The organism is Sphingomonas sp. PEI4, from assembly GCF_056679955.1.
Window position 1 is genome coordinate 90,232 of the sequence record NZ_CM155258.1, and the last position, 19,501, is coordinate 109,732.

Genomic DNA, 19,501 nt, shown 5'->3' on the forward strand with positions numbered 1-19,501 from the left:
GCGGCACGGTGGACCCCGGAACAAGTCCGGGGTGACGGAGGGTTGGTGGCGGATGGTTGCGTCAAAGTCTCACCGCGCAATCGGCAGTTCGATCGCACTCGCCTGCGCGGCCGAGTGGAAGACGCTGATCGTGGCCTTGCGGTAGTCGGCGGGTTTCGCGTCGAAGATGTTGGGGACGTAGGTCTGCGGGTTGCGGTCGTAGAGTGGGAACCAGCTCGACTGGACCTGGACCATGATGCGGTGGCCGGGGAGGAAGACGTGGCTGGCGTTGGGCAGGACGATGCGGAAGTGCGTCGGCTGGCCGGCAACGATCGGCGTCGGCTTGTCGAAGCCATCGCGGTAGCGACCGCGCAGGATGTCCATCGAGACGGCGAGTTGGTAGCCGCCCATCTCGGGCTTGTCGGAATATTCGGCTGGGTAGACATCAATCAGCTTCACTACGAAATCGCCGTCGGTGCCGGTGGTGCTGGCGATCAGGTCGGCGACGGGGGCACCGGCGATCGCCACCGCGCTCGTCAGTGGGGGCGTTTGGTAGGTCAGGACGTCGGTGCGGTCGGAGAAGGGGCGCTGGTCGTCGACGAGCCATTGCCGCCAGGTGGAGCCGGTCGCGTAGGTCGGGCGGATCGGGCGGAGGCGGTAGGGGATCGGCTTGGTGGGGTCGGAGATATAGTCGTCGTGGCCTTCGCCGACGGGGGCGGTCGGGGCGAGGACGCTCGCTGGCTGGAAGTAGAGTTTCTGCGTGGCGGTCGAGTTCGGCCAGCCGGCCAGCGTCTGCCACTGGTTGGTGCCGGTCTGGAAGGCGGTGACGGGGGCAAGCGCAGGCGGTGTCGCGCTGGTCTTCAGCGCGCCGTTGAGGAACGGAAGCAGGACGTTCTTTCTGAACCAGAGCGCGGTGTCGGAGTCGAAGCGGATCGCGCCGAGCGTCGAGCCGTCGCCGTTCGCGCCGCCATGCGCCCAAGGGCCTATAGCGAGGTGGTTGACGTGATTCGGATCGACCTTCGACACCGCCTCATAGGCCGCGATTGCGCCGTAGATGTCCTCCTGGTCCCATTGGCTGGCGACCCAGAGCGTCTGCACCGTCTGCGGTTGCTTCGGCAGGATCGTCTCCAAAGCCTGCCCTTGCCAGAACGCATCGTACGCCGGGTGATCGTGAAGGCGGCGAACGAACGGGAGTTGTTCCAGCCCGCGGCTTTTCACGAACGCGCTGGCGGACCCCGCGCGGAGGAACGTGTCATAATCGTCGTACGCGTCGCGCCAGAGGTCGCCGGCTTCGCCCTTCGCCGCGTCCTGGCTGTAGTAATAATCATAGCCGATCTGGCGGAAGGCGCCGCCGTGGAAGTCGTCGTCGCCCTTCCAGGTGTTGATGACCGGGTTCATCGGCACCGCGGCTTTCAGCGCGGGGTGTGGGTTCACCAGCGCCATCGCCGCCATCATGCCGTCGTAACTGCCGCCGATGATGCCGACGCGACCGTTGCTGTTTTTCAGGTTCTTCACGAGCCAGTCGATCGTGTCGTAGGCGTCGGTGGAGTGATCGACCTTGGTTGTGTTGAGCGGGCCGATCAGCGGGCGCTCGTTGATATAGGCGCCATTCGAGCCGTTCTTGCCGCGGACGTCCTCGAACACGCGGATATAGCCTGCGTCGAAGAACATCGCGTCGGACGCGCGCAGGTTCATCGCGCCGCTGGGGCTTGAGAATCGGCTGGCGGCGCTCTCGGCGTTGTACGGCGTGCGCTGGAGCAGGATCGGAGCATCGGTCAGGCCCTTGCGCTGGACGATGACCGCGTGGAGCGTGACGCCGTCGCGCATCGGGATGTCGACCTCGCGGCGGTCGAAGTCGAAGCTCGCATTGGCAGGGACGAACTTGGCGGGGATGTCGCCGCCGGGGGGCGGGGACTTTTCCTTCTGCGCACCGACGATCGCGGGGGCGGTGGTCGCGAGCAAGGCCAGCGTGACCGTCGTAAGAGCCTTGAACCGCATCGTTATCCTCACCGTCTTTGAGGTACGGTGGTGGCACGGTTTCGAGGGTGGCGGCAATCCCTCCCCGACGTCCTGTCGTCATCCTGACTTTCGTCAGGATGACGAATTACCGGGCGATCGGTTCGCCGCTGACCGGCACGTACGCGTCGATCAGCGCGCCGACGTAGTCGGGGTTGCGGCTGGTGAGTTCGGTGGCGGCATGCGCCTTGCCGTAGATAAAGCCGTAGACCGGGTAGATCCCGCCGCCGAGGCCATCAACGTCCTTGTACCAGACCTTCACGTCGCTCCAGTCGTTGTTGCGCGAGACGTCGAACAGCGTAACGTCCTGCTCGGCATGCCCGCGTTCGCCGTTCTGGCGCGACCAGTTGGCATGCGTAAGCATCACGACGCGCTTCTCGACCACCCGGCTGACCACCGCGACATGGCCCATCGGCAGGCGCTTGGTCTTCTCGAACACGATCACCGCGCCTTCCTTGGGCTTGTGCGTGCGTTCGTATTTGCCGTCCGCCTGCTCCCACCAGGTCCAGGCGTTGCCGTAGATCTGGATACCCGATGCGGCACGGGCAAAGGGGACGCACTGTCCGACATAATCGAGCAGCGAACTGGCGTTGGCGCTGGCAGCCGTCGTGGCGGCAAGGGCAAGGCAGAGGAGCGTTCGGGGGATTCGCTTCATGCTTCCCGGATACGAAGTCGATGATGACCGGTCAGTTCCCACCTATGGTTAACGCGCTCGTTCGGCCCGTTTTTCGGGCAGATGAGCGCGTGGTTTGCGTCTAGCCCTGATTTTTCTGCCGTTTCGCCATGAAGGCGAGACGTTCGAACAGCATGACGTCCTGCTCGTTCTTCAGCAGCGCGCCATGCAGCGGCGGGATCGCCTTGGTCGGGTCTCGGTTCTGGAGGATGTCCAGCGGCATGTCCTCGTGGAGGAGCAGCTTCAGCCAGTCGAGCAGTTCGCTGGTCGAGGGCTTCTTCTTGAGGCCCGGTACGTCGCGGACGTCGTAGAACAGGTCCATCGCCTTGCTGACGAGGATCTTCTGAATGCCGGGGAAGTGGACATCGACGATCGCCTGCATCGTCTGGCGATCGGGAAACTTGATGTAGTGAAAGAAACAGCGGCGGAGGAATGCATCGGGCAGTTCCTTCTCGTTGTTGCTGGTGATGATGACGATCGGACGCTCGACCGCGCGGACGGTCTCCTTGGTTTCGTAGACGTGGAATTCCATCCGATCGAGTTCCTGCAGCAGGTCGTTCGGAAACTCGATATCGGCCTTGTCGATCTCGTCGATCAGCAGGACCGGCGGGGCAGGTTGCGTGAACGCCTCCCACAATTTTCCCTTGCGGATATAGTTGCCGATGTCGTGGACACGCGCGTCGCCGAGCTGCCCGTCGCGCAGGCGGGCGACCGCGTCATACTCGTACAGGCCCTGCTGCGCCTTGGTGGTCGACTTGATGTTCCATTCGATCAGCGGTGCGCCGAGCGCTTTGGCGATCTCATAGGCGAGGACGGTCTTGCCGGTGCCGGGTTCGCCCTTGATCAGCAGCGGGCGTCGCAGCGTGACGGCAGCATTGACCGCGACCTTCAGGTCGTCGGTTGCGACGTAGCTCTGGGTGCCCTCGAAGCGCTTCATGCGATGTCCCGTCCGGTTCTGAATACCGGGTATGGATAGAGGGTGTCAGGCGGTCGACGCAAGCGGGTTACAGGTCGCCGCGGGCACTCGCGCGGGCTTCGAGCAGCGACCAGAGGCCCCGGTGCTGCGCGAAGAGTTGTTGCGCACCGAACAGGATCGCGCGTTCTCGACCGGGCAACGCGCCAAGGCTGGTAATCGCGGCGGCCGTTTCCAACGCGGGTGGAAAGGTCGGGGGAGGCGCCGCGACACCGAACCGGTCTGCGGCAGCGTCAAGGACACGCCGGACGGCGGCCCAGTCGTAGATCAGGGCGGCGACCGCGCCGGTCGCGCATCCCGTGCGCTCCGAGCGGGCGAGCATCTCGAGGGCATGGCGTTCGCCGACCAGCGCGGACTCGCTCTCCGCCTGGCCTGGAGTCGAAGGCAGCGGCCCGACCGCGGCGGTCAGTTGGGCGAGATACGCACGTTCGTCGGCAAACCCGGCCGCCACAGCAGTCAGCCAGTCGGTCGCTTCGGGTTGGACGGCTTGGCCGAGAACGTCGGCGACCATGCCGGGATGATGGCAGTGGATGGCGCATACCGCGTGGATCGCGTCGGAGAGGTTGCGCTGCGCCGGGCCGGCACCGATCAGGCGATGCATGTGCGGGTGCGCTGCGCTGCCGTCGGCCACGCCCAGGCGGACGAGCGCGTCCCATGCGCTTGACGGCTCGACCTGTGTTACCGCGTTGGAAATCATCATATCCCGGACGTAATGCAGCGCCGCAAACCTCAACCGCGCTCCCTTGTCTGCGTTATCCTTATACGAAGCGCGTAAAGACACGGTGAACGTGACACCAGGTATCGCAGGATGCAGTAAGGTGTGATCGCGCCTCCCGTTGCCCCCGGAGCGCTCACCTCACAATGCGGACTTTACGCAGCCGTGTGGCACCGCGATAACGCGCCGCGTCGCCACTACGGCTAGGCGGCATGATCCCACGGAGACTACAGGATGCGCACATGGTTGCTCGGGCTTGCACTTGCTTCGGTCGGAACCGCCGCGATGGCCGCTGATCAGGTAGCGCCGGCGGCGGCTCCGGAGCCCGTCAAGCCGGTCGAGGCCGCCAAGCCCGGCGACCTGACGATGGCGCGCGTGTTCGGCAACCCGGACCTGTCGGGGCAACAGCCGCGCGCGGTGCGCCTCTCGCCCGACGGGACGCTGCTGACGTCGCTCCGCAACCGTGCCGACGAGAAGGAGCGCTTCGATCTGTGGGCGGTCGATACCGCGACGGGCCAAGCGCGAATGCTGGTCGATTCGAAGACCGTCGGCAGCGGCGCCGAACTGACCGAGGCCGAGAAGATGCAGCGCGAGCGGGCGCGGATCGGCGGCTCCAAGGGTATCGTCGCCTATGACTGGGCCCCCGATGGCAAGTCGATCCTCGTGCCCCTCGACGGCGACCTGTATGTCGCCGGGCTCGACGGCAAGGTGAAGCGGCTGACCAACACGCCGGGCGGCGAGCTGAACCCGGTGGTCAGCCCCAAAGGCAGCTTCGTCTCGTTCGTCCGCGACCAGAACGTGTTCGTCCAGCCGCTCGCCGGTGGCGATGCGCGCGCCGTCACGACCGGCGGCGGCGGCACGGTGCATTTCGGCGAGGCGGAGTTCGTCGCGCAGGAGGAAATGGACCGCCGCACCGGCTATTGGTGGTCGCCCGACGAGCAGTATGTCGCGGTCGAGCGGTTCGACGAGGCGCCGGTCCATACCGCGACGCGCGCGTCGATCGGCGCGACCGGGACCAAGGTCTACGAACAGCGCTATCCGGCCGCCGGCACGCCCAACGTGCTGGTCGACCTGTATGTCATGAAGCCCGATGGTTCGGGTCAAGTGAAGGTCGATCTAGGCACCAACCCCGACATCTATCTCGCACGCGTAGACTGGACGCCGGATGGCCGCATGCTGCTGGTCCAGCGCCAGAGCCGCGACCAGAAGCTGCTGGAGATGCTCCGCGTCGATCCGGCGACGGGCAAGTCGACGATCCTGTTCACCGAGAAGTCGGGCGTGAAGAGCTGGCTGAACCTGTCCGACGCGTATCATGTCCTCAAGGACGGGAGCCTGATCTGGCGGTCGGAGCGGAGCGGGTACGGCCAGCTCTACCGGTTCGCATCGGGCAAGTGGACGCAGCTTACCAAGGGCGACTGGGTCGTCACCGATCTGGTCGGGGTGGATGAGGCGAAGGAGCGCCTGTTCTTCCTGGGCAACAAGGACGACGTCCTCGAACAGCAGCTCTATTCGGTCGATGTCGCCAAGCCGAACGTCATCACCAAGCTGACCGAAGCGGGTTGGTGGAACAGCGCGACGATGGATGCGGCCGCGAGCCGTTTCATCATTTCGCGCTCGAACCCCAAGCAGCCGACGCAGGTGTATCTGGCGGACGCGACCGGCAAGCGGATCTCGTGGATCAACGAGAATGCGGTGGTCGAGGGTCACCCATACTACCCGTATCTGGCCAGCCACCAGGAGACCAAGTTCGGCACGCTGAAGGCCAAGAACGGCATGACGCTCCATTACGAGATGATCACGCCGCCGCTGGAGCCCGGCAGGAAATACCCGGTCTTCTTCGAACATTACGGCGGCCCCGGCACCGGTCAGCAGGTCACGCGCGGCTGGCAGGGGGCGCTGCCGCAGTATCTCGTCGATCGCGGCTGGATCTACTTCAAGATCGACAACCGCGGCTCGTATAACCGCGGCAAGGCGTTCGAGGACCAGATCTATCATGCGATGGGGACGGTCGAGGTCGAGGACCAACTGTCGGGTGCGAATTACCTGAAGTCGCTGCCGTTCGTCGAGCCGAGCAAGATCGCGACCTACGGCTGGTCTTACGGCGGCTATATGTCGTTGAAGATGCTGGAGAAAACGCCGGGCGTGTATGCGGCGGCTGTCTCGGGCGCGCCGGTCACCGACTGGCAGTTGTACGACACGCATTATACCGAGCGCTATCTCGGCGATCCGGCGAAGGACCCGGCGAGCTACTCCACGTCCGCGGCGGTCGAGGAGGCGAACAAGATCGTCGATCCGTTGCTGCTGATCCACGGAATGGCGGACGACAACGTGTTCCTCGACAATTCGACCAAGGTGGCCGCGCGGATGCAGGCGACCGCGACGCCGTTCGAGATGATGTTCTACCCCGGCTACACGCACCGTGTGTCGGGGCCGGGGATCAGCGAGCATGTCTGGGGGACGATCCTGAACTTCCTCGACCGGACGGTAAAGGACAAGCCGGTGCCCGAGGCGGCTGCCGTCCCGGTTAAGTAAGCGCCGGTGCGGTTCGTCGAGACGGTCGGTATCCGACCGTCTCGCGACGTGCTCGCGAACTGGGGTACAGTATTTGTAGAGTAACCGCCCTCGGGCGAGCAGACCGTGGATGCTGTATCAAACGCTGCTCGTACGACGCTCGGGGGCTGAAAACGCCAATTGCAGAGATTGACGGCTCCTTCGGAAGTTGACAGCGTGGCGGTATGAAGTTCCGCACTCTGATGGCTGTTATCGTTGCCTTGTTCATGGGCATTTCAGCAGGTTGGGTTGGTCACGGCTTCGTTGCGAATGACCGTTGTTTAGATCGCGGTGGCGCTTGGGATCGCGATCTAGACGCTTGCAGGCTGCCAGTCGTGAACGGCAGCTAACCTCCCAAACCGGACATCAACTCTACCACGGATTTTGAAAATCTACTGGCGATGTGAGTAGAAGATGGTCCGGCACTAGGGGCTCCACCCCGGCGAAGGCCGGGGCCCAATTGGAGGATGGCGCTAACTGAGCGCTATTCTCCGTTACTGCGATCTTTCCAATTGGGCCCCGGCCTCCGTCGGGGTGGTGCACGGGAGAACAATGAAGGGAGGGCGCAGTCTCCCCGAGCGCGCCTCCCAAACCCCCACTATCCGCGCAACAAGTCGAAAGCCGTTGGACCTCGCCACGCAACGTCGGTACTGCGCGGCCAAGTCCAATCGGAGTTGAAACATGGGTTATCGGGTGGTGGTCGCAGGGGCGACCGGCAATGTCGGGCGCGAGATGCTCAATATCCTGGCGGAGCGCGAGTTTCCGGCGGACGAGATCGCCTGCGTCGCGTCTTCGCGCAGCCAGGGGTTGATGGTCGATTACGGCGACACCGGCAAGCAGATCAAGTGCACGAACATCGAGCATTTCGACTGGAACGGCTGGGACATGGCGTTGTTCGCGATCGGCTCGGAGGGCACCGCGATCCACGCGCCGATCGCCGCCGCTGCCGGCTGCGTCGTGATCGACAATTCGTCGCTGTACCGCATGGATCCCGACGTGCCGCTGATCGTGCCCGAGGTGAACCCCGAGGCGATCGACGGCTATCGCGCGAAGAATATCATCGCCAACCCGAACTGCTCGACCGCGCAAATGGTCGTCGCCCTGAAGCCTCTACACGATGCTGCGGTGATCAAGCGCGTGGTCGTCTCGACCTACCAGTCGGTATCGGGCGCGGGCAAGGCTGGCATGGACGAACTGTTCGAGCAGAGCCGCAACATCTTCGTCGGCGATCCGGCCGAGCCCAAGCTGTTCACCAAGCAGATCGCCTTCAACGTGATCCCGCACATCGACAGCTTCCTCGACGACGGCTCGACCAAGGAAGAATGGAAGATGGTCGTCGAGACCAAGAAGATCCTCGATCGCAAGATCAAGGTCACCGCGACGTGCGTGCGCGTGCCGGTATTCGTCGGCCATTCGGAAGCGATCAACATCGAGTTCGAGAACGAGATCTCGGCCGAGGAAGCGCAGAACATCCTCCGCGAGGCGCCCGGCATCATGCTGGTCGATAAGCGCGAGGACGGCGGCTACATCACGCCGATCGAATGCGTCGGCGACTTCGCGACGTACATCAGCCGCGTGCGCGAGGATCCGACCGTCGAGAACGGCCTGAACCTGTGGTGCGTCAGCGACAACCTTCGCAAGGGGGCCGCGCTGAACGCGGTGCAGATCGCCGAATTGCTCGGGCGTCGGCATCTGCAGAAGGCGTAAAACGGCGGGGTGATTCGCCCCGGCTTCGCATTTCGACCGGAATGACCGCGTCGCCATCCCGAATGGCGGCGCGGTTTTTCGTCATCTGACGAACAGGTTAAATTTTCGTCGCCCGCGTACCGCCGGTTCCATCCATTTCGACAATCGATCCGATCGGCGACTAATCTTGAATTGGATCGATTGGTTGGTGCAGCATGCCAGTGCACGGGTTAAGCGGAATAGTTAATATCTCACATCATCGGTTAATCTGCTCAAAGGTAGAACCGTTATAAGTATAAAATACTGAAATAGACAACATCCATACAGATCATTGCCGTTTTATCGGGTAACTTACTGTTAGTAGTAGGGAGCCAAGACATCATGAGTTCCGGTAACTTGGTCGGTAGTCGACTGGGAGCTGGTAATGATTGGGCTGCAGCGGCAGTCGTTAGTGGAGGTTATCGGCATGTCTATCGCGTCGGCTTATCGGAATGCGTCGGAAACACGGAATTCGGGTGGAATCACACCCAGGCTGCACGAAACCGTCAGGACGCGCCGCGACACCGGCATCTTGCGGCAGATCCGCGGCGGCGTATCGCTGATCGGGCTGGCCGCCGCGACCACGCTCGCGTCGCAACCGGCCGCCGCCCAAATCGTCCCGCCACCCAACGTCGTCGGCGTGTGCTCCGGCATCAGCCTTCCGAAATCGGTCATTACCGAGATCATTCGTCCGGTCATCGGCGGGGTCGTCACGCCGATACAGAACACGCTCAATCCTGTCCTGACGAGCGTGAATCGAGTTCTCCTCGTGCCATTGCTGGGTGGGCTAATTCCTGCCGTTCCATCGACGACAGAGACCATCGACGTAGATGGGTTGCTGACCGCTGCGGCCGATGGCGATGATATCACGCTGAGCGTACTTGACGTAAACGGAAATGCGGTTGGACCCAATTCCAACTGCGTCTCGCAGGCGGACGGTTTCTCGTTGCGGACGCCGGCCGGCATCGCGATCGGCGGCAACCGCATCACCGGGCTGGGTGCGACGGGTGCCCAAGCGTTTGCAGGCGAGGCGAACTCGATCGCATTCGGCAACAGGGCGCTGACCAATGCGACCGCGCTCGGCTCGATCGCGCTCGGCAGCGATGCGACCGTCGGCGCCGACGCGACTGGCGCGATCGCGCTGGGTACGGCTGCCAGCGCCACCGGAGCGAACGGTGTCGCTCTTGGCGCAGGCAGCGTCGCCGCACGCGGACCAGTGGCAGGCTATACCGCGGTCGGCCTTGGCACGGCGGTGCAGAATTCGGCGGGCGAGGTTTCGGTCGGCACCGCAACCGCTCAGCGGCAGATCACCAACGTCGCCGCCGGTAGCGCGGCAACCGATGCGGTCAACGTCGCACAGCTCACCGGCGTCCAGGCGCAGATCGGCACGGTCGCAAGCGGTGCGGTACAGTATGACGATGCGACCCGGGCAAGCGTGACGCTGGCCGGTGTCGGCACCGGCGCGGCCCCGGTCGCACTCCGCAACGTTGCGGCAGGCGCGCTTGGCGCGGCCTCGACCGACGCGGTCAACGGCAGCCAGTTGTTCGCGACCAACACCAACGTCTCGAACCTGACGACCAACATCAACAACGGCGCGATCGGTGCGGTGCAATATGCCAATGCCGCGACGCCGACGGTGCCGAACGGTGGCACGCCGACCAACGACGTCGCGCTGGTCGGCGCGGCGCCGGGCGCAGTCGGGCTGCATAATGTCGCAGACGGGACGGTAGCCGCAGGGTCGACCGACGCGGTCAACGGCGGACAGCTTGCCACGGTAACGGGGCAGGTCGGGACCCTCGCGACGCTGGCGGTGCAGTATGACGATGCGACGCGCACGCGGGCGACGCTCGGCGGCGCTGGCACGGGTGCGGATCCGGTCGCGCTCGGCAATGTCGCGGCCGGCACACTCGGTGCGACCTCGACCGAGGCAGTCAACGGCAGCCAGCTGTTCGCGACCAACACCAACGTCACGAACACCAACACGGCGCTGACCAACCTCACGACCAGCATCACCAATGGTGGCGTCGGCGCGCTGCAATATTCGAATGCGGCGACGCCGACCGTGCCCAATGGCGGCGTACCGACCAACGACGTTGCGCTGGTCGGCGCGGCTGCTGGACCCGTTGCGCTCCATAACGTCGGCGACGGCGTCGTGGCGGCGGGTTCGACCGACGCGGTAAACGGCGGCCAGCTTGCCACCGTATCGGGTCAGGTCAGCGGATTGTCCGCGCTTGCGGTGCAGTATGATGACATCGGTCGGACGCGTGTGACCTTGGGCGGCGTCGGCACCGGCGCGGCACCCGTCGCGATCGGCAACGTCGCAGCCGGCGCGCTCGGCGCGGGCAGCACCGATGCGGTGAACGGCGCACAGCTCGGCGCCACCAACGATGCGGTGGCGACCAACACCACCAACATCGCCAACGTCTCGACGAGCGTCACCGCGCTCCAGACCGACGCCTTGCTCTATGACGGCACGCTGCAGGCCTACAATGCTGCGCGCGGCGGGGTGGCGCAGCAGATCACAAACGTCGCGGCCGGCGCGCTCGGCGCGGGCAGCACCGATGCGGTGAACGGCGCACAGCTCGGCGCGACCAACGATGCGGTGGCTACCAACACCACCAATATCGCCAACGTCTCGACGAGCGTCACCGCGCTCCAGACCGACGCCTTGCTCTATGACGGCACGCTGCAGGCCTACAACGCCGCGCGCGGCGGGGTGGGGCAGCAGATCACAAACGTCGCGGCCGGCGCGCTCGGCGCGGGCAGCACCGATGCGGTAAATGGCGCACAGCTCGGCGCCACCAACGATGCGGTCAGCGTCAACACGACCAACATCGCGAACATCAATACCAGCGTTACGGGCCTTCAAACCGACGCCTTGCTGTACGACGGCACGCTTCAGGCGTTCAATGCGAACCGTGGCGGGGCGGCGCAGCGCATCACCAACGTGGCTGCGGGTGTGCTTGGCGCCGGCAGCCTGGATGCGGTCAATGGCGGGCAGCTGTTCGGGCTGGGCAGCAGCCTTGCCTCCGCACTCGGCGGGAGCTCGACCTACAATCCGGGTACGGGCGCGGTGACTGCGGGCATCCTCTATGGCGGCACGACCTATGGCAGCGTGCAGGGTGCCGTGTCCGCGATCGAGACATCGATCGGCGGCATCTCGCCGGGCACCGATCTGCGCTATTTCAACGCGACTTCGGTCATGGCGGATTCGCAGGCAATGGGTACCGATTCCACGGCGATCGGCCCGAACGCCGTCGCCAGTGCCGATGGTTCCATCGCCGCCGGGCGCAACACGGTCGCTTCGAGCGCGGGATCGGTGGCGATCGGCGACGGATCCAGCGCGATCGCCGGCAGGGCGGTGGCGATCGGTTTCGCCAATATCGCTTCCGGTAACGGCGCGGTGGCGATCGGCGATCCCAATATCGCGATCGGCGACGGTGCGGTCGCGCTTGGCCGCGACAACCAGGCAACGGGGATCGGCGCGGTGGCGCTGGGCGACACCAACTTCGCCACCGGCAACGGATCGGTATCGATCGGCCAGACCAACCAGGCGACCGGCAACGGGACGATCGCGATCGGCACGAGCAACGTCGTCAACGGTCTTGGCGCGCTGGCCCTGGGCAACCGAAACCAGGTGAACGGCGACGGCTCGCTCGCCTTTGGGTCGGACATCGTGACCGGCGGCGTCAACACGCTGGCGGTCGGCAACGCCAGCGCCGCCACGGGGGACTTTGCCGCCGCTTTCGGTAACAACTCGGCAGCGAGCGGGCTGAACTCGACGGCGCTCGGCACAGAAGCGTTGGCCTCGGCGGACTATACGCTTGCCGTCGGCGAACGCTCCGTTGCCTCCGGCTTCGGTTCGTCCGCGCTCGGCACGCTCTCGTCGGCCACCGCCTTCGCCTCGACCGCGCTTGGCGCAGGGGCGATCGCCAATCTCGAAAACAGCGTCGCGCTGGGCAGCGCCTCCTCGACGTTGCGGGGTGGGGTCGCCAGCTACACTGCGTTCGGCGTCACCGGCACGCAAGCCTCGATCGGCGAGATCGCGGTCGCCCGCACAGCCGACTATATCGATCCCGCCACCGGGACGTTCGCGCCGCTCGGCACACGCCAGATCACCGGCGTCGCCGCCGGCAGCGAGGATACCGACGCGGTCAACGTCGCGCAGTTGCGCGGTGTCTCGAACACGCTGGGCAACGCGTTCGTCGCAGGCCTCGGCGGCGGCGCGGCGTACAACGTCACGACCGGCGCGATCACCGGTCCGAGCTACGTCATCAACGGCACGACCTATACCAATGTCGGCGATGCGCTTGCCGGCGTTGGCGGGCAGATCGGCCAGGTGGCGACGAACAGCGTGAGCTACGACAATGCCGCACAGACCTCAGTGACGCTCGGTGGAGCGGGCGGCACGACGATCGGCAATGTCGCGGCGGGCGCGGTCAACGCCACGTCGACCGACGCGGTGAACGGCGCGCAGCTCGCCGCCACCAACCAGGCGGTCGCCTCGAACACCACGGCTATCACCAATCTCGGCAATACGGTGACCGACCTCTCGACCACGGTCACCAATCTCGGGGGTACCGTCGCCAATCTCGGCGCCTCGGTGACCAATGTCAGCACCGCCGTCACCAATCTCGGCAACGATATCAACAACGGCGCGATCGGGACGGTGCAATATTCCAACCCCGGCAGCCCCACGACGCCCAATGGCGGCACGCCGACCAACGACCTGACCCTTGTCGGGGCGGCGGCAGGGCCGGTTGGCCTGCACAACGTCGCTGGCGGCTCGATCGCGGCGGGATCGACCGACGCGGTCATTGGCGGGCAGGTCTATGCCTTGGCGCTGACGGCCGTGAACGCGGTGTCGTACAACACCGACGCCAATGGCGCGCGGACCAACACCGTGACGCTCGCGGGCGGCAATGCGGCGGCGCCGGTGACGATCGCCAACGTGGCCGCAGGTACGGTCGCGGCGGGCTCGGCCGAGGCAGTGAACGGCGGGCAGCTCTACACCACCAACCAAGCGGTCGCGACCGCACAGGGCACCGCGGACACTGCCCTCGCGCTGGGCAGCAACTCGGTGCAATATGGTCCGTCGCGTACCAACGTGACGTTCAATGCAGGCGGCGCGGCGACCGTCCTGAGCAACGTCGCAGCAGGCGTGTCGACCACCGATGCGGTCAATGTCGGGCAGCTGAACTCCGGCATCAACTCGGCGGTCACGCAGGCCAACAGCTATACCGACGGGCAGATCGCGGCGCTGAACTTCGACCTGCGCTCGGTCCGGCGCGACAGCTATGCGGGAACGTCGAGCGCGCTCGCCGCTGCGGGGCTCCCCCAGGCGTATGAAGCCGGCAAGGGCATGGTTGCGGTCGGCGGCGGCACCTATGCCGGGCAGTCGGCGGTCGCGGTCGGCATGTCCAAGGCCTTCAACGACGGACATACCGTGGTCAAGCTGAGCGGGACGTACGACTCGCAGGGCAAGGCCGGCGCGTCGGGCGGGATCGGGTATCAGTTCTGATCTGCCAGTTCTGATCGTCCAATGATGACGGAGCGGGCGGCCTTCGGGTCGCCCGTTTTCGTTTGGGAGACGTTGACAGACGGCGGTTGCTCTCCGAACTGGCGGCGAACCAAGTACAGGATGAGACCGTGGCCAGCACCCCGAGCGAGACTCAGTATTTCGAAAGCTTCGACGGCACGCGGCTGGCGTGGCGTGAAGTCGGCGAGGGCCGGCCGGTGGTGCTGATCCACGGCTATTTTTCCGACGCGAAGACCAACTGGATTCGCTACGGCCATGCCGCGAAGATCGCCGCCAAGGGGTTCCGCGTGATCCTGCCGGACCTGCGCGCGCACGGCGAAAGCGGCAAGCCGCATGGTTTGGAGGCGTACCCGGCGGACGCGTTGACGCAGGACGGCCATGCCTTGATCGCGCACCTCGGGCTGACCGAGTATGATTTGGGTGGCTATTCGCTGGGCGCAAGGACGACGTCGCGGATGCTGGCGACGGGAGCGACGCCGCGGCGCGTGATCTTCTCGGGCATGGGTCTGGAAGGGCTTACCCAGACGTCGCGCCGTGCCGGGCATTTCCGGAACATCCTGACCAGGCTCGGCCAGCACGTGCAGGGCACGCCCGAATGGCTGGCGGAGGCGTTCCTGAAGACTACGGGCGGCGATCCGGTCGCGCTGCTCGGCATCCTCGAGACGTTCGTCGACACGCCGCTGGCAAGCGTAAAGGCGATCCAGCAGCCGACCCTGGTCGTGTGTGGCGGCGAGGATCAGGACAACGGCTCGGCTCCCGATCTTGCTGTCGCCCTGCCAAACGGGATCTATGTCGAAACGCCCGGCGGCCACATGAGCGCGGTGGTAAAGCCCGAACTCGGGCAGGCGATCGCGGACTTCCTCGCGCGCTGAGGGATCGCGACCTCACCCAACCCCGTCCGTCATCCTGACGAAAGTCAGGACCCAGAGCCACACGGGATGACGCTCGTTAACCTGGGTCCTGACTTTCGTCAGGATGACGAGGGGGGCACGTGACGTGGCTTGACCGACAGGCCATCGACCCGCAATCAATGCCCCATACAAAGGGGAAAATGATGGTTCGGTTCAGCGTTTCGATGTTTGCTCTGGCCGGCGCGCTGTGTGCCGTGCCGTCCGTTGCAGGTGCTCAGGTCGCCACCAAAGTCGCGACGGGCAAGCCGACCGTCGCGCAGGCGGATGCGTTCGTCGCCGAGGCCGAGAAGGTCATGGCCGCCGCGTCGCTCGACGCGAACCGCGTGGCATGGGTCAACGCGACCTACATCACCGACGATACCGACGCGCTGGCCGCAAAGTCGGGTGCGGAGATGACCGATCTCGGGGTGAAGTATGCGCTCGGCGCGGCGCGCTATGCATCGCTTCCGGGGCTGTCGTTCGATACGAAGCGCAAGCTCGACCTGCTGCGCGGCGGGCTGACCCTGCCGGCGCCGACGCGCGCGGGCGCGTCCGAGGAGCTGTCGACGCTGACCACAAAGATGTCCTCCTCCTACGGCAAGGGCATGGGAACGCTCGACGGCAAGCCGATCAACGGGTCCGATATCGAGGCGGCGATGGGCTCCACGCGCGATCCCGCCAAGCTGACCGAGATGTGGACGAGCTGGAACGACAAGGTCGGTGCGCCGATGCGCGGCGACTATGCGAAGATGACCGCGATTTCCAACGAGGGCGCGCGTGAGCTTGGCTACAAGGACGTCGGTGCACTGTGGCGCTCGGGCTACGACATGACGCCGGAGCAGTTCGCGGCGCTGACCGACAAGATCTGGAAAGAGGTCGAGCCGCTCTACATGGCGCTCCACACCTATACGCGGTGGAAGTTGAACGAGAAATACGGCGACGCGGTGCAGGCGAAGACCGGACCGATCCGCAGCGACCTGCTCGGCAATATGTGGGCGCAGGAATGGGGCAATATCTACGACATCGTCGCACCCAAGGGCGCGGGCGATCTTGGTTTCGATACCGGTGAGCTGCTAAAGGCGAAGGGCTATGATCCGCTCAAGATGGTGAAGCAGGGCGAGGGCTTCTATTCGTCGCTCGGCTTCGCAGCCCTGCCCGACACGTTCTGGAAGCGGTCGCAGATTACCAAGCCGGCCGACCGCGACGTGATCTGCCATGCGTCGGCCTGGGATCTCGACGCCAAGGACGATATCCGGATCAAGATGTGCACGAAGGTCAACGCCGACGACTTCGTCACGATCCACCACGAACTCGGCCACAATTACTATCAGCGCGCGTACAAGGCACAGCCGTTCCTGTACGCGAACGGCGCGAACGACGGTTTCCACGAGGCGATCGGCGACACCGTCGCGCTGTCGATCACACCGGATTACCTGGTGAAGATCGGCCTGCTCGATCAGGCGAAGGTGCCGAGCGCGGACAAGGACATCGGGTTGCTGCTGCGGCAGGCGATGGACAAGGTCGCGTTCCTGCCGTTCGGGCTGCTGATCGACAAATGGCGCTGGGGCGTGTTTTCGGGTCAGATCCCCGCGACCGGCTATCAGGCGGCGTGGGACCAGTTGCGGCTGCAATATCAGGGCATCAAGCCGCCGGTCGCGCGCGACGAGACGAAGTTCGATGCCGGCGCTAAATACCACATTCCCGCGGCGGTGCCGTACACCCGCTACTTCCTGGCGCGGGTGCTGCAGTTCCAGTTCTACAAGGCGGCGTGCGACCAGTCCGGCTGGAAGGGGCCCCTGCATCGGTGCTCGTTCTATGGCGACAAGGCGGTCGGGACGAAGCTGAACGCGATGCTGAGCATGGGGCAATCGAAGCCTTGGCCGGATGCGTTGCAGGTGTTCACCGGCAGCCGCGAGATGTCGGGCGCCGCGCTCGTGGAGTATTTCGCGCCGTTGAAGGCGTGGCTGGACGTGCAGAACAAGGGGAAGCCGACTGGTTGGTGAGGGGGGGTGCCGATTTCCCAACGCCTTGTTCCCCCGCGAAAGCGGGGGCCCAGGATCACGAACGCTCCCATGATTTAGCTGGGCTCCCGCATCCGCGGGGGAACGGTTAGACACGCGCTATCCGTTTCTACCACCCCGGCGAAGGCCGGGGTCTAATTGGGAAACTCCGTCAATCGAGCGGTGCGCTTCGTTACCCAGGACGTTCCAATTGAGCCCCGGCCTCCGCCGGGGTGGAATGGTAGAGCTACTCCGGAATCGTACCTTCGTCCGCGATCCCAGCCTCGAACGACTTCGACGAGTCCGTACCGTCCGCCTGATGCGCATGCCTGTCCTCGGGCTTGGGCAACGCGGGAACCTTGGGCGTGCTTCCCCGCAAGGTGAGCAACGCGCCGACCGCCGCTCCGGCAACCGCGACACCGCTGAAGATCGCCGCCGCACCCCATTTGCCGCGCGTCTTCTCCGGCACCTTGGCAACCACGATCGGCGCGACGGTCTTGCGGGCGGGGGCAGGGCGGGGGGTGCTCCGCTTGGTCGAGCGCGGCTTGGGCACTGGTTTGGCGGCGGCCTTCGGCGGCGGCGCGGCAGCTTCAGCCTTCTCCACGACCGGCTTTGCCGCGACCGGCTTCGCAGACGACGCAGCGGCCGGAGCGGCCTTCGGCGCACTCGTCTTCCGCGGAGCGCGACGGCGGGTGACAGGCTTCTTTGCTTCCGTATCGGGCGTGTCGGTGTCGGCCACTTCTATCTTCCCTCAGCAATGATTCCGGATGCGTAACGCATTCCCGCGCGATCCGCTCCAGTTTTTACCTAACGCCTTATCTGAACGGGGGCTCGTCGAACGCACGGAGCTTGCGGCTATGCAGCTTGGCCCCTTCCAGACGGAGCTGTTCGCAGGTCTCGATCCCGATCCGCAGATGCTCGCTGATCGCGCGCTCGTAAAAGCGGTTGGCCTGGCCCGGCAGCTTCAACTCACCGTGGAGCGGCTTGTCCGAGACACAGAGCAACGTGCCGTAGGGGACCCGGAAGCGATAGCCTTGCGCGGCGATCGTCGCGGATTCCATGTCGATGCCAACCGCGCGTGAGAGCGAAAAGCGAAGCGCCGACTTCGAATAGCGCAGCTCCCAGTTGCGGTCGTCGGTCGTCACGATCGTGCCGGTACGCAGGCGGCGCTTGAGTTCCTCGCCCGACTGGCCCGAGACGATCTCGGCGGCCTTGGCCATCGCGAGCTGGACTTCGGCGATCGCGGGAATGGGGATTTCGGGCGGCAGGACGTCGTCGAGGACATGGTCGTCGCGCAGGTATGCATGCGCGAGGACGTAGTCGCCGATCCGCTGGCTGGGGCGCAGGCCGCCGCAATGCCCGATCATCAGCCATGCTTCGGGGCGCAATACGGCCAGATGGTCGCAGATCGTCTTCGCGTTCGACGGGCCCACGCCGATATTGACCAGCGTGATGCCGGTGCGGTCGTCCGCCATCAAATGATAGGCGGGCATCTGGTGCCGCCGCCACGCGCTGTCGGAGATGATCTTGTCGATGTCGTCCCCCGACGAGATCGTGATCCCGCCCGCGCCCGACAGGCTCGTGAAGCGCGACCCTTCCCCCAACTGCGTACCGGCCCAGCGGACGAACTCGTCGACGTAACGGTGGTAGTTGGTGAACAGCACGAAGCGCTGTGCGTGCTCGGCCGGCGTGCCCATGTAGTGGCGCAGGCGGGCGAGGCTGAAATCGGTGCGCAGGCCGTCGAATAGCGCGAGCGGGCGCGTCTCGTCGTGCGCGACCCACAGACCGTCGGCGATCTCGTCGCCGATATGCGCGAGTTCGGTCGCGGGGAAATGACGCGACAATTCGGTCGCGGACACCTCGTCGAGGCTCAGCGCGTGGCCGGGTTCGATCACGTAGGGGAACGGAATTTCCTGGCGGCCCTCGACCGCCTCGACGGTGACGTCGTAATCCTCGATCAGCAAGGTCAACTGCTCGGTCAGGTACTCGGCGAAGATCGCGGGCTTGGTGACGCTGATCCGATATTCGCCGGCGGTGACGAGGCGGCCGAACGAGCGGAGTGGGGTGGGGCGATCGACGCCGCCCTTATAGGTAAGCCGGATCTCGGGATAGGCGAACGAGCCGTCGGCGCGGCTGGCCGGATCGGGCGTCGTGCCGTCGGCGATATACGCGCTCATCGCGGATTGGAGGCGCTCGACCGAGGCGCGGTAGAGGCGGTCGAGGTCGGCGACGAGGTCGGATGCGATTGTCATTGCACAGTGTTACGTGGGCGATGTTGCGGTGGCAAGACGCCGGGGAAACCTGCGCGTATTGGAGTCCGTCATTCCCGCGGAGGCGGGAACCCATACTGGCTGACGTCACGGTTCAATCACCGTGGTTCGCCAATCTGGATCCCCGCCTGCGCGGGGATGACGGAACTGAATATAGCCTCTGTGCCGGCT

The 19,501-nt window shown here is 65.2% G+C and carries 11 protein-coding genes; 5 read left to right on the forward strand and 6 right to left on the reverse strand.

Annotation, left to right across the window (positions count from 1 at the left end):
* Positions 1 to 69: 69 nt before the first annotated feature.
* The 4 genes from AC1MLZ_RS00480 to AC1MLZ_RS00495 form a co-directional block, all read right to left on the reverse strand.
* On the reverse strand, positions 70 to 1,977 hold the full coding sequence (locus AC1MLZ_RS00480; protein ID WP_480959948.1) for a CocE/NonD family hydrolase: 1,908 nt from the start codon (positions 1,975 to 1,977) through the stop codon (positions 70 to 72).
* A gap of 106 nt (positions 1,978 to 2,083) precedes the next feature.
* Complete coding sequence (locus AC1MLZ_RS00485) at positions 2,084 to 2,650, reverse strand: CHAP domain-containing protein (RefSeq protein ID WP_480959949.1); 567 nt, start codon at positions 2,648 to 2,650, stop codon at positions 2,084 to 2,086.
* Positions 2,651 to 2,750: 100 nt separating this feature from the next.
* Positions 2,751 to 3,605: an AAA family ATPase gene (locus AC1MLZ_RS00490; RefSeq protein ID WP_060525606.1), complete on the reverse strand. Its 855-nt coding sequence runs from the start codon at positions 3,603 to 3,605 to the stop codon at positions 2,751 to 2,753.
* Between the two features lie 67 nt (positions 3,606 to 3,672).
* Positions 3,673 to 4,341: a DUF6975 family protein gene (locus tag AC1MLZ_RS00495; protein ID WP_480959950.1), complete on the reverse strand. Its 669-nt coding sequence runs from the start codon at positions 4,339 to 4,341 to the stop codon at positions 3,673 to 3,675.
* Positions 4,342 to 4,590: 249 nt separating this feature from the next.
* Between AC1MLZ_RS00495 and AC1MLZ_RS00500 the strand changes: the two genes are divergently transcribed.
* The 5 genes from AC1MLZ_RS00500 (at position 4,591) to AC1MLZ_RS00520 (ending at position 17,063) form a co-directional block, all read left to right on the forward strand.
* Positions 4,591 to 6,888, forward strand: coding sequence for a S9 family peptidase (locus AC1MLZ_RS00500; protein ID WP_480959951.1), 2,298 nt, complete (start codon positions 4,591 to 4,593; stop codon positions 6,886 to 6,888).
* A 699-nt stretch (positions 6,889 to 7,587) separates the two neighbouring features.
* Entirely contained in the window at positions 7,588 to 8,613 is a 1,026-nt protein-coding gene (locus tag AC1MLZ_RS00505; RefSeq protein WP_480959952.1) for an aspartate-semialdehyde dehydrogenase, read from the forward strand.
* 550 nt (positions 8,614 to 9,163) lie between these two features.
* Positions 9,164 to 14,152 carry a beta strand repeat-containing protein gene (locus AC1MLZ_RS00510; protein WP_480959953.1) on the forward strand — a complete coding sequence of 1,663 codons (4,989 nt, stop codon included), beginning with the start codon at positions 9,164 to 9,166 and terminating at the stop codon, positions 14,150 to 14,152.
* Positions 14,153 to 14,280: 128 nt separating this feature from the next.
* Entirely contained in the window at positions 14,281 to 15,042 is a 762-nt protein-coding gene (locus AC1MLZ_RS00515; protein WP_480959954.1) for an alpha/beta fold hydrolase, read from the forward strand.
* A 182-nt stretch (positions 15,043 to 15,224) separates the two neighbouring features.
* Positions 15,225 to 17,063: a M2 family metallopeptidase gene (locus tag AC1MLZ_RS00520; protein WP_480961424.1), complete on the forward strand. Its 1,839-nt coding sequence runs from the start codon at positions 15,225 to 15,227 to the stop codon at positions 17,061 to 17,063.
* Between the two features lie 244 nt (positions 17,064 to 17,307).
* Here AC1MLZ_RS00520 and AC1MLZ_RS00525 read toward each other — a convergent pair whose 3' ends face one another.
* Complete coding sequence (locus AC1MLZ_RS00525) at positions 17,308 to 17,799, reverse strand: hypothetical protein (protein WP_480959955.1); 492 nt, start codon at positions 17,797 to 17,799, stop codon at positions 17,308 to 17,310.
* Positions 17,800 to 17,875: 76 nt separating this feature from the next.
* Positions 17,876 to 19,312, reverse strand: a complete 1,437-nt coding sequence (locus tag AC1MLZ_RS00530) for an AMP nucleosidase (protein ID WP_480959956.1) — start codon at positions 19,310 to 19,312, stop codon at positions 17,876 to 17,878.
* Positions 19,313 to 19,501: the final 189 nt, after the last annotated feature.

Excerpts from the sequence above, each read along its gene's own strand:
- AC1MLZ_RS00480 (WP_480959948.1), bottom strand. The coding sequence starts at position 1,977 with ATGCGGTTCAAGGCTCTTACGACGGTCACGCTGGCCTTGCTCGCGACC.
- AC1MLZ_RS00485 (WP_480959949.1), bottom strand. The coding sequence starts at position 2,650 with ATGAAGCGAATCCCCCGAACGCTCCTCTGCCTTGCCCTTGCCGCCACG.
- AC1MLZ_RS00490 (WP_060525606.1), bottom strand. The coding sequence starts at position 3,605 with ATGAAGCGCTTCGAGGGCACCCAGAGCTACGTCGCAACCGACGACCTG.
- AC1MLZ_RS00495 (WP_480959950.1), bottom strand. The coding sequence starts at position 4,341 with ATGATGATTTCCAACGCGGTAACACAGGTCGAGCCGTCAAGCGCATGG.
- AC1MLZ_RS00500 (WP_480959951.1), top strand. The coding sequence starts at position 4,591 with ATGCGCACATGGTTGCTCGGGCTTGCACTTGCTTCGGTCGGAACCGCC.
- AC1MLZ_RS00505 (WP_480959952.1), top strand. The coding sequence starts at position 7,588 with ATGGGTTATCGGGTGGTGGTCGCAGGGGCGACCGGCAATGTCGGGCGC.
- AC1MLZ_RS00520 (WP_480961424.1), top strand. The coding sequence starts at position 15,225 with ATGGTTCGGTTCAGCGTTTCGATGTTTGCTCTGGCCGGCGCGCTGTGT.
- AC1MLZ_RS00530 (WP_480959956.1), bottom strand. The coding sequence starts at position 19,312 with ATGACAATCGCATCCGACCTCGTCGCCGACCTCGACCGCCTCTACCGC.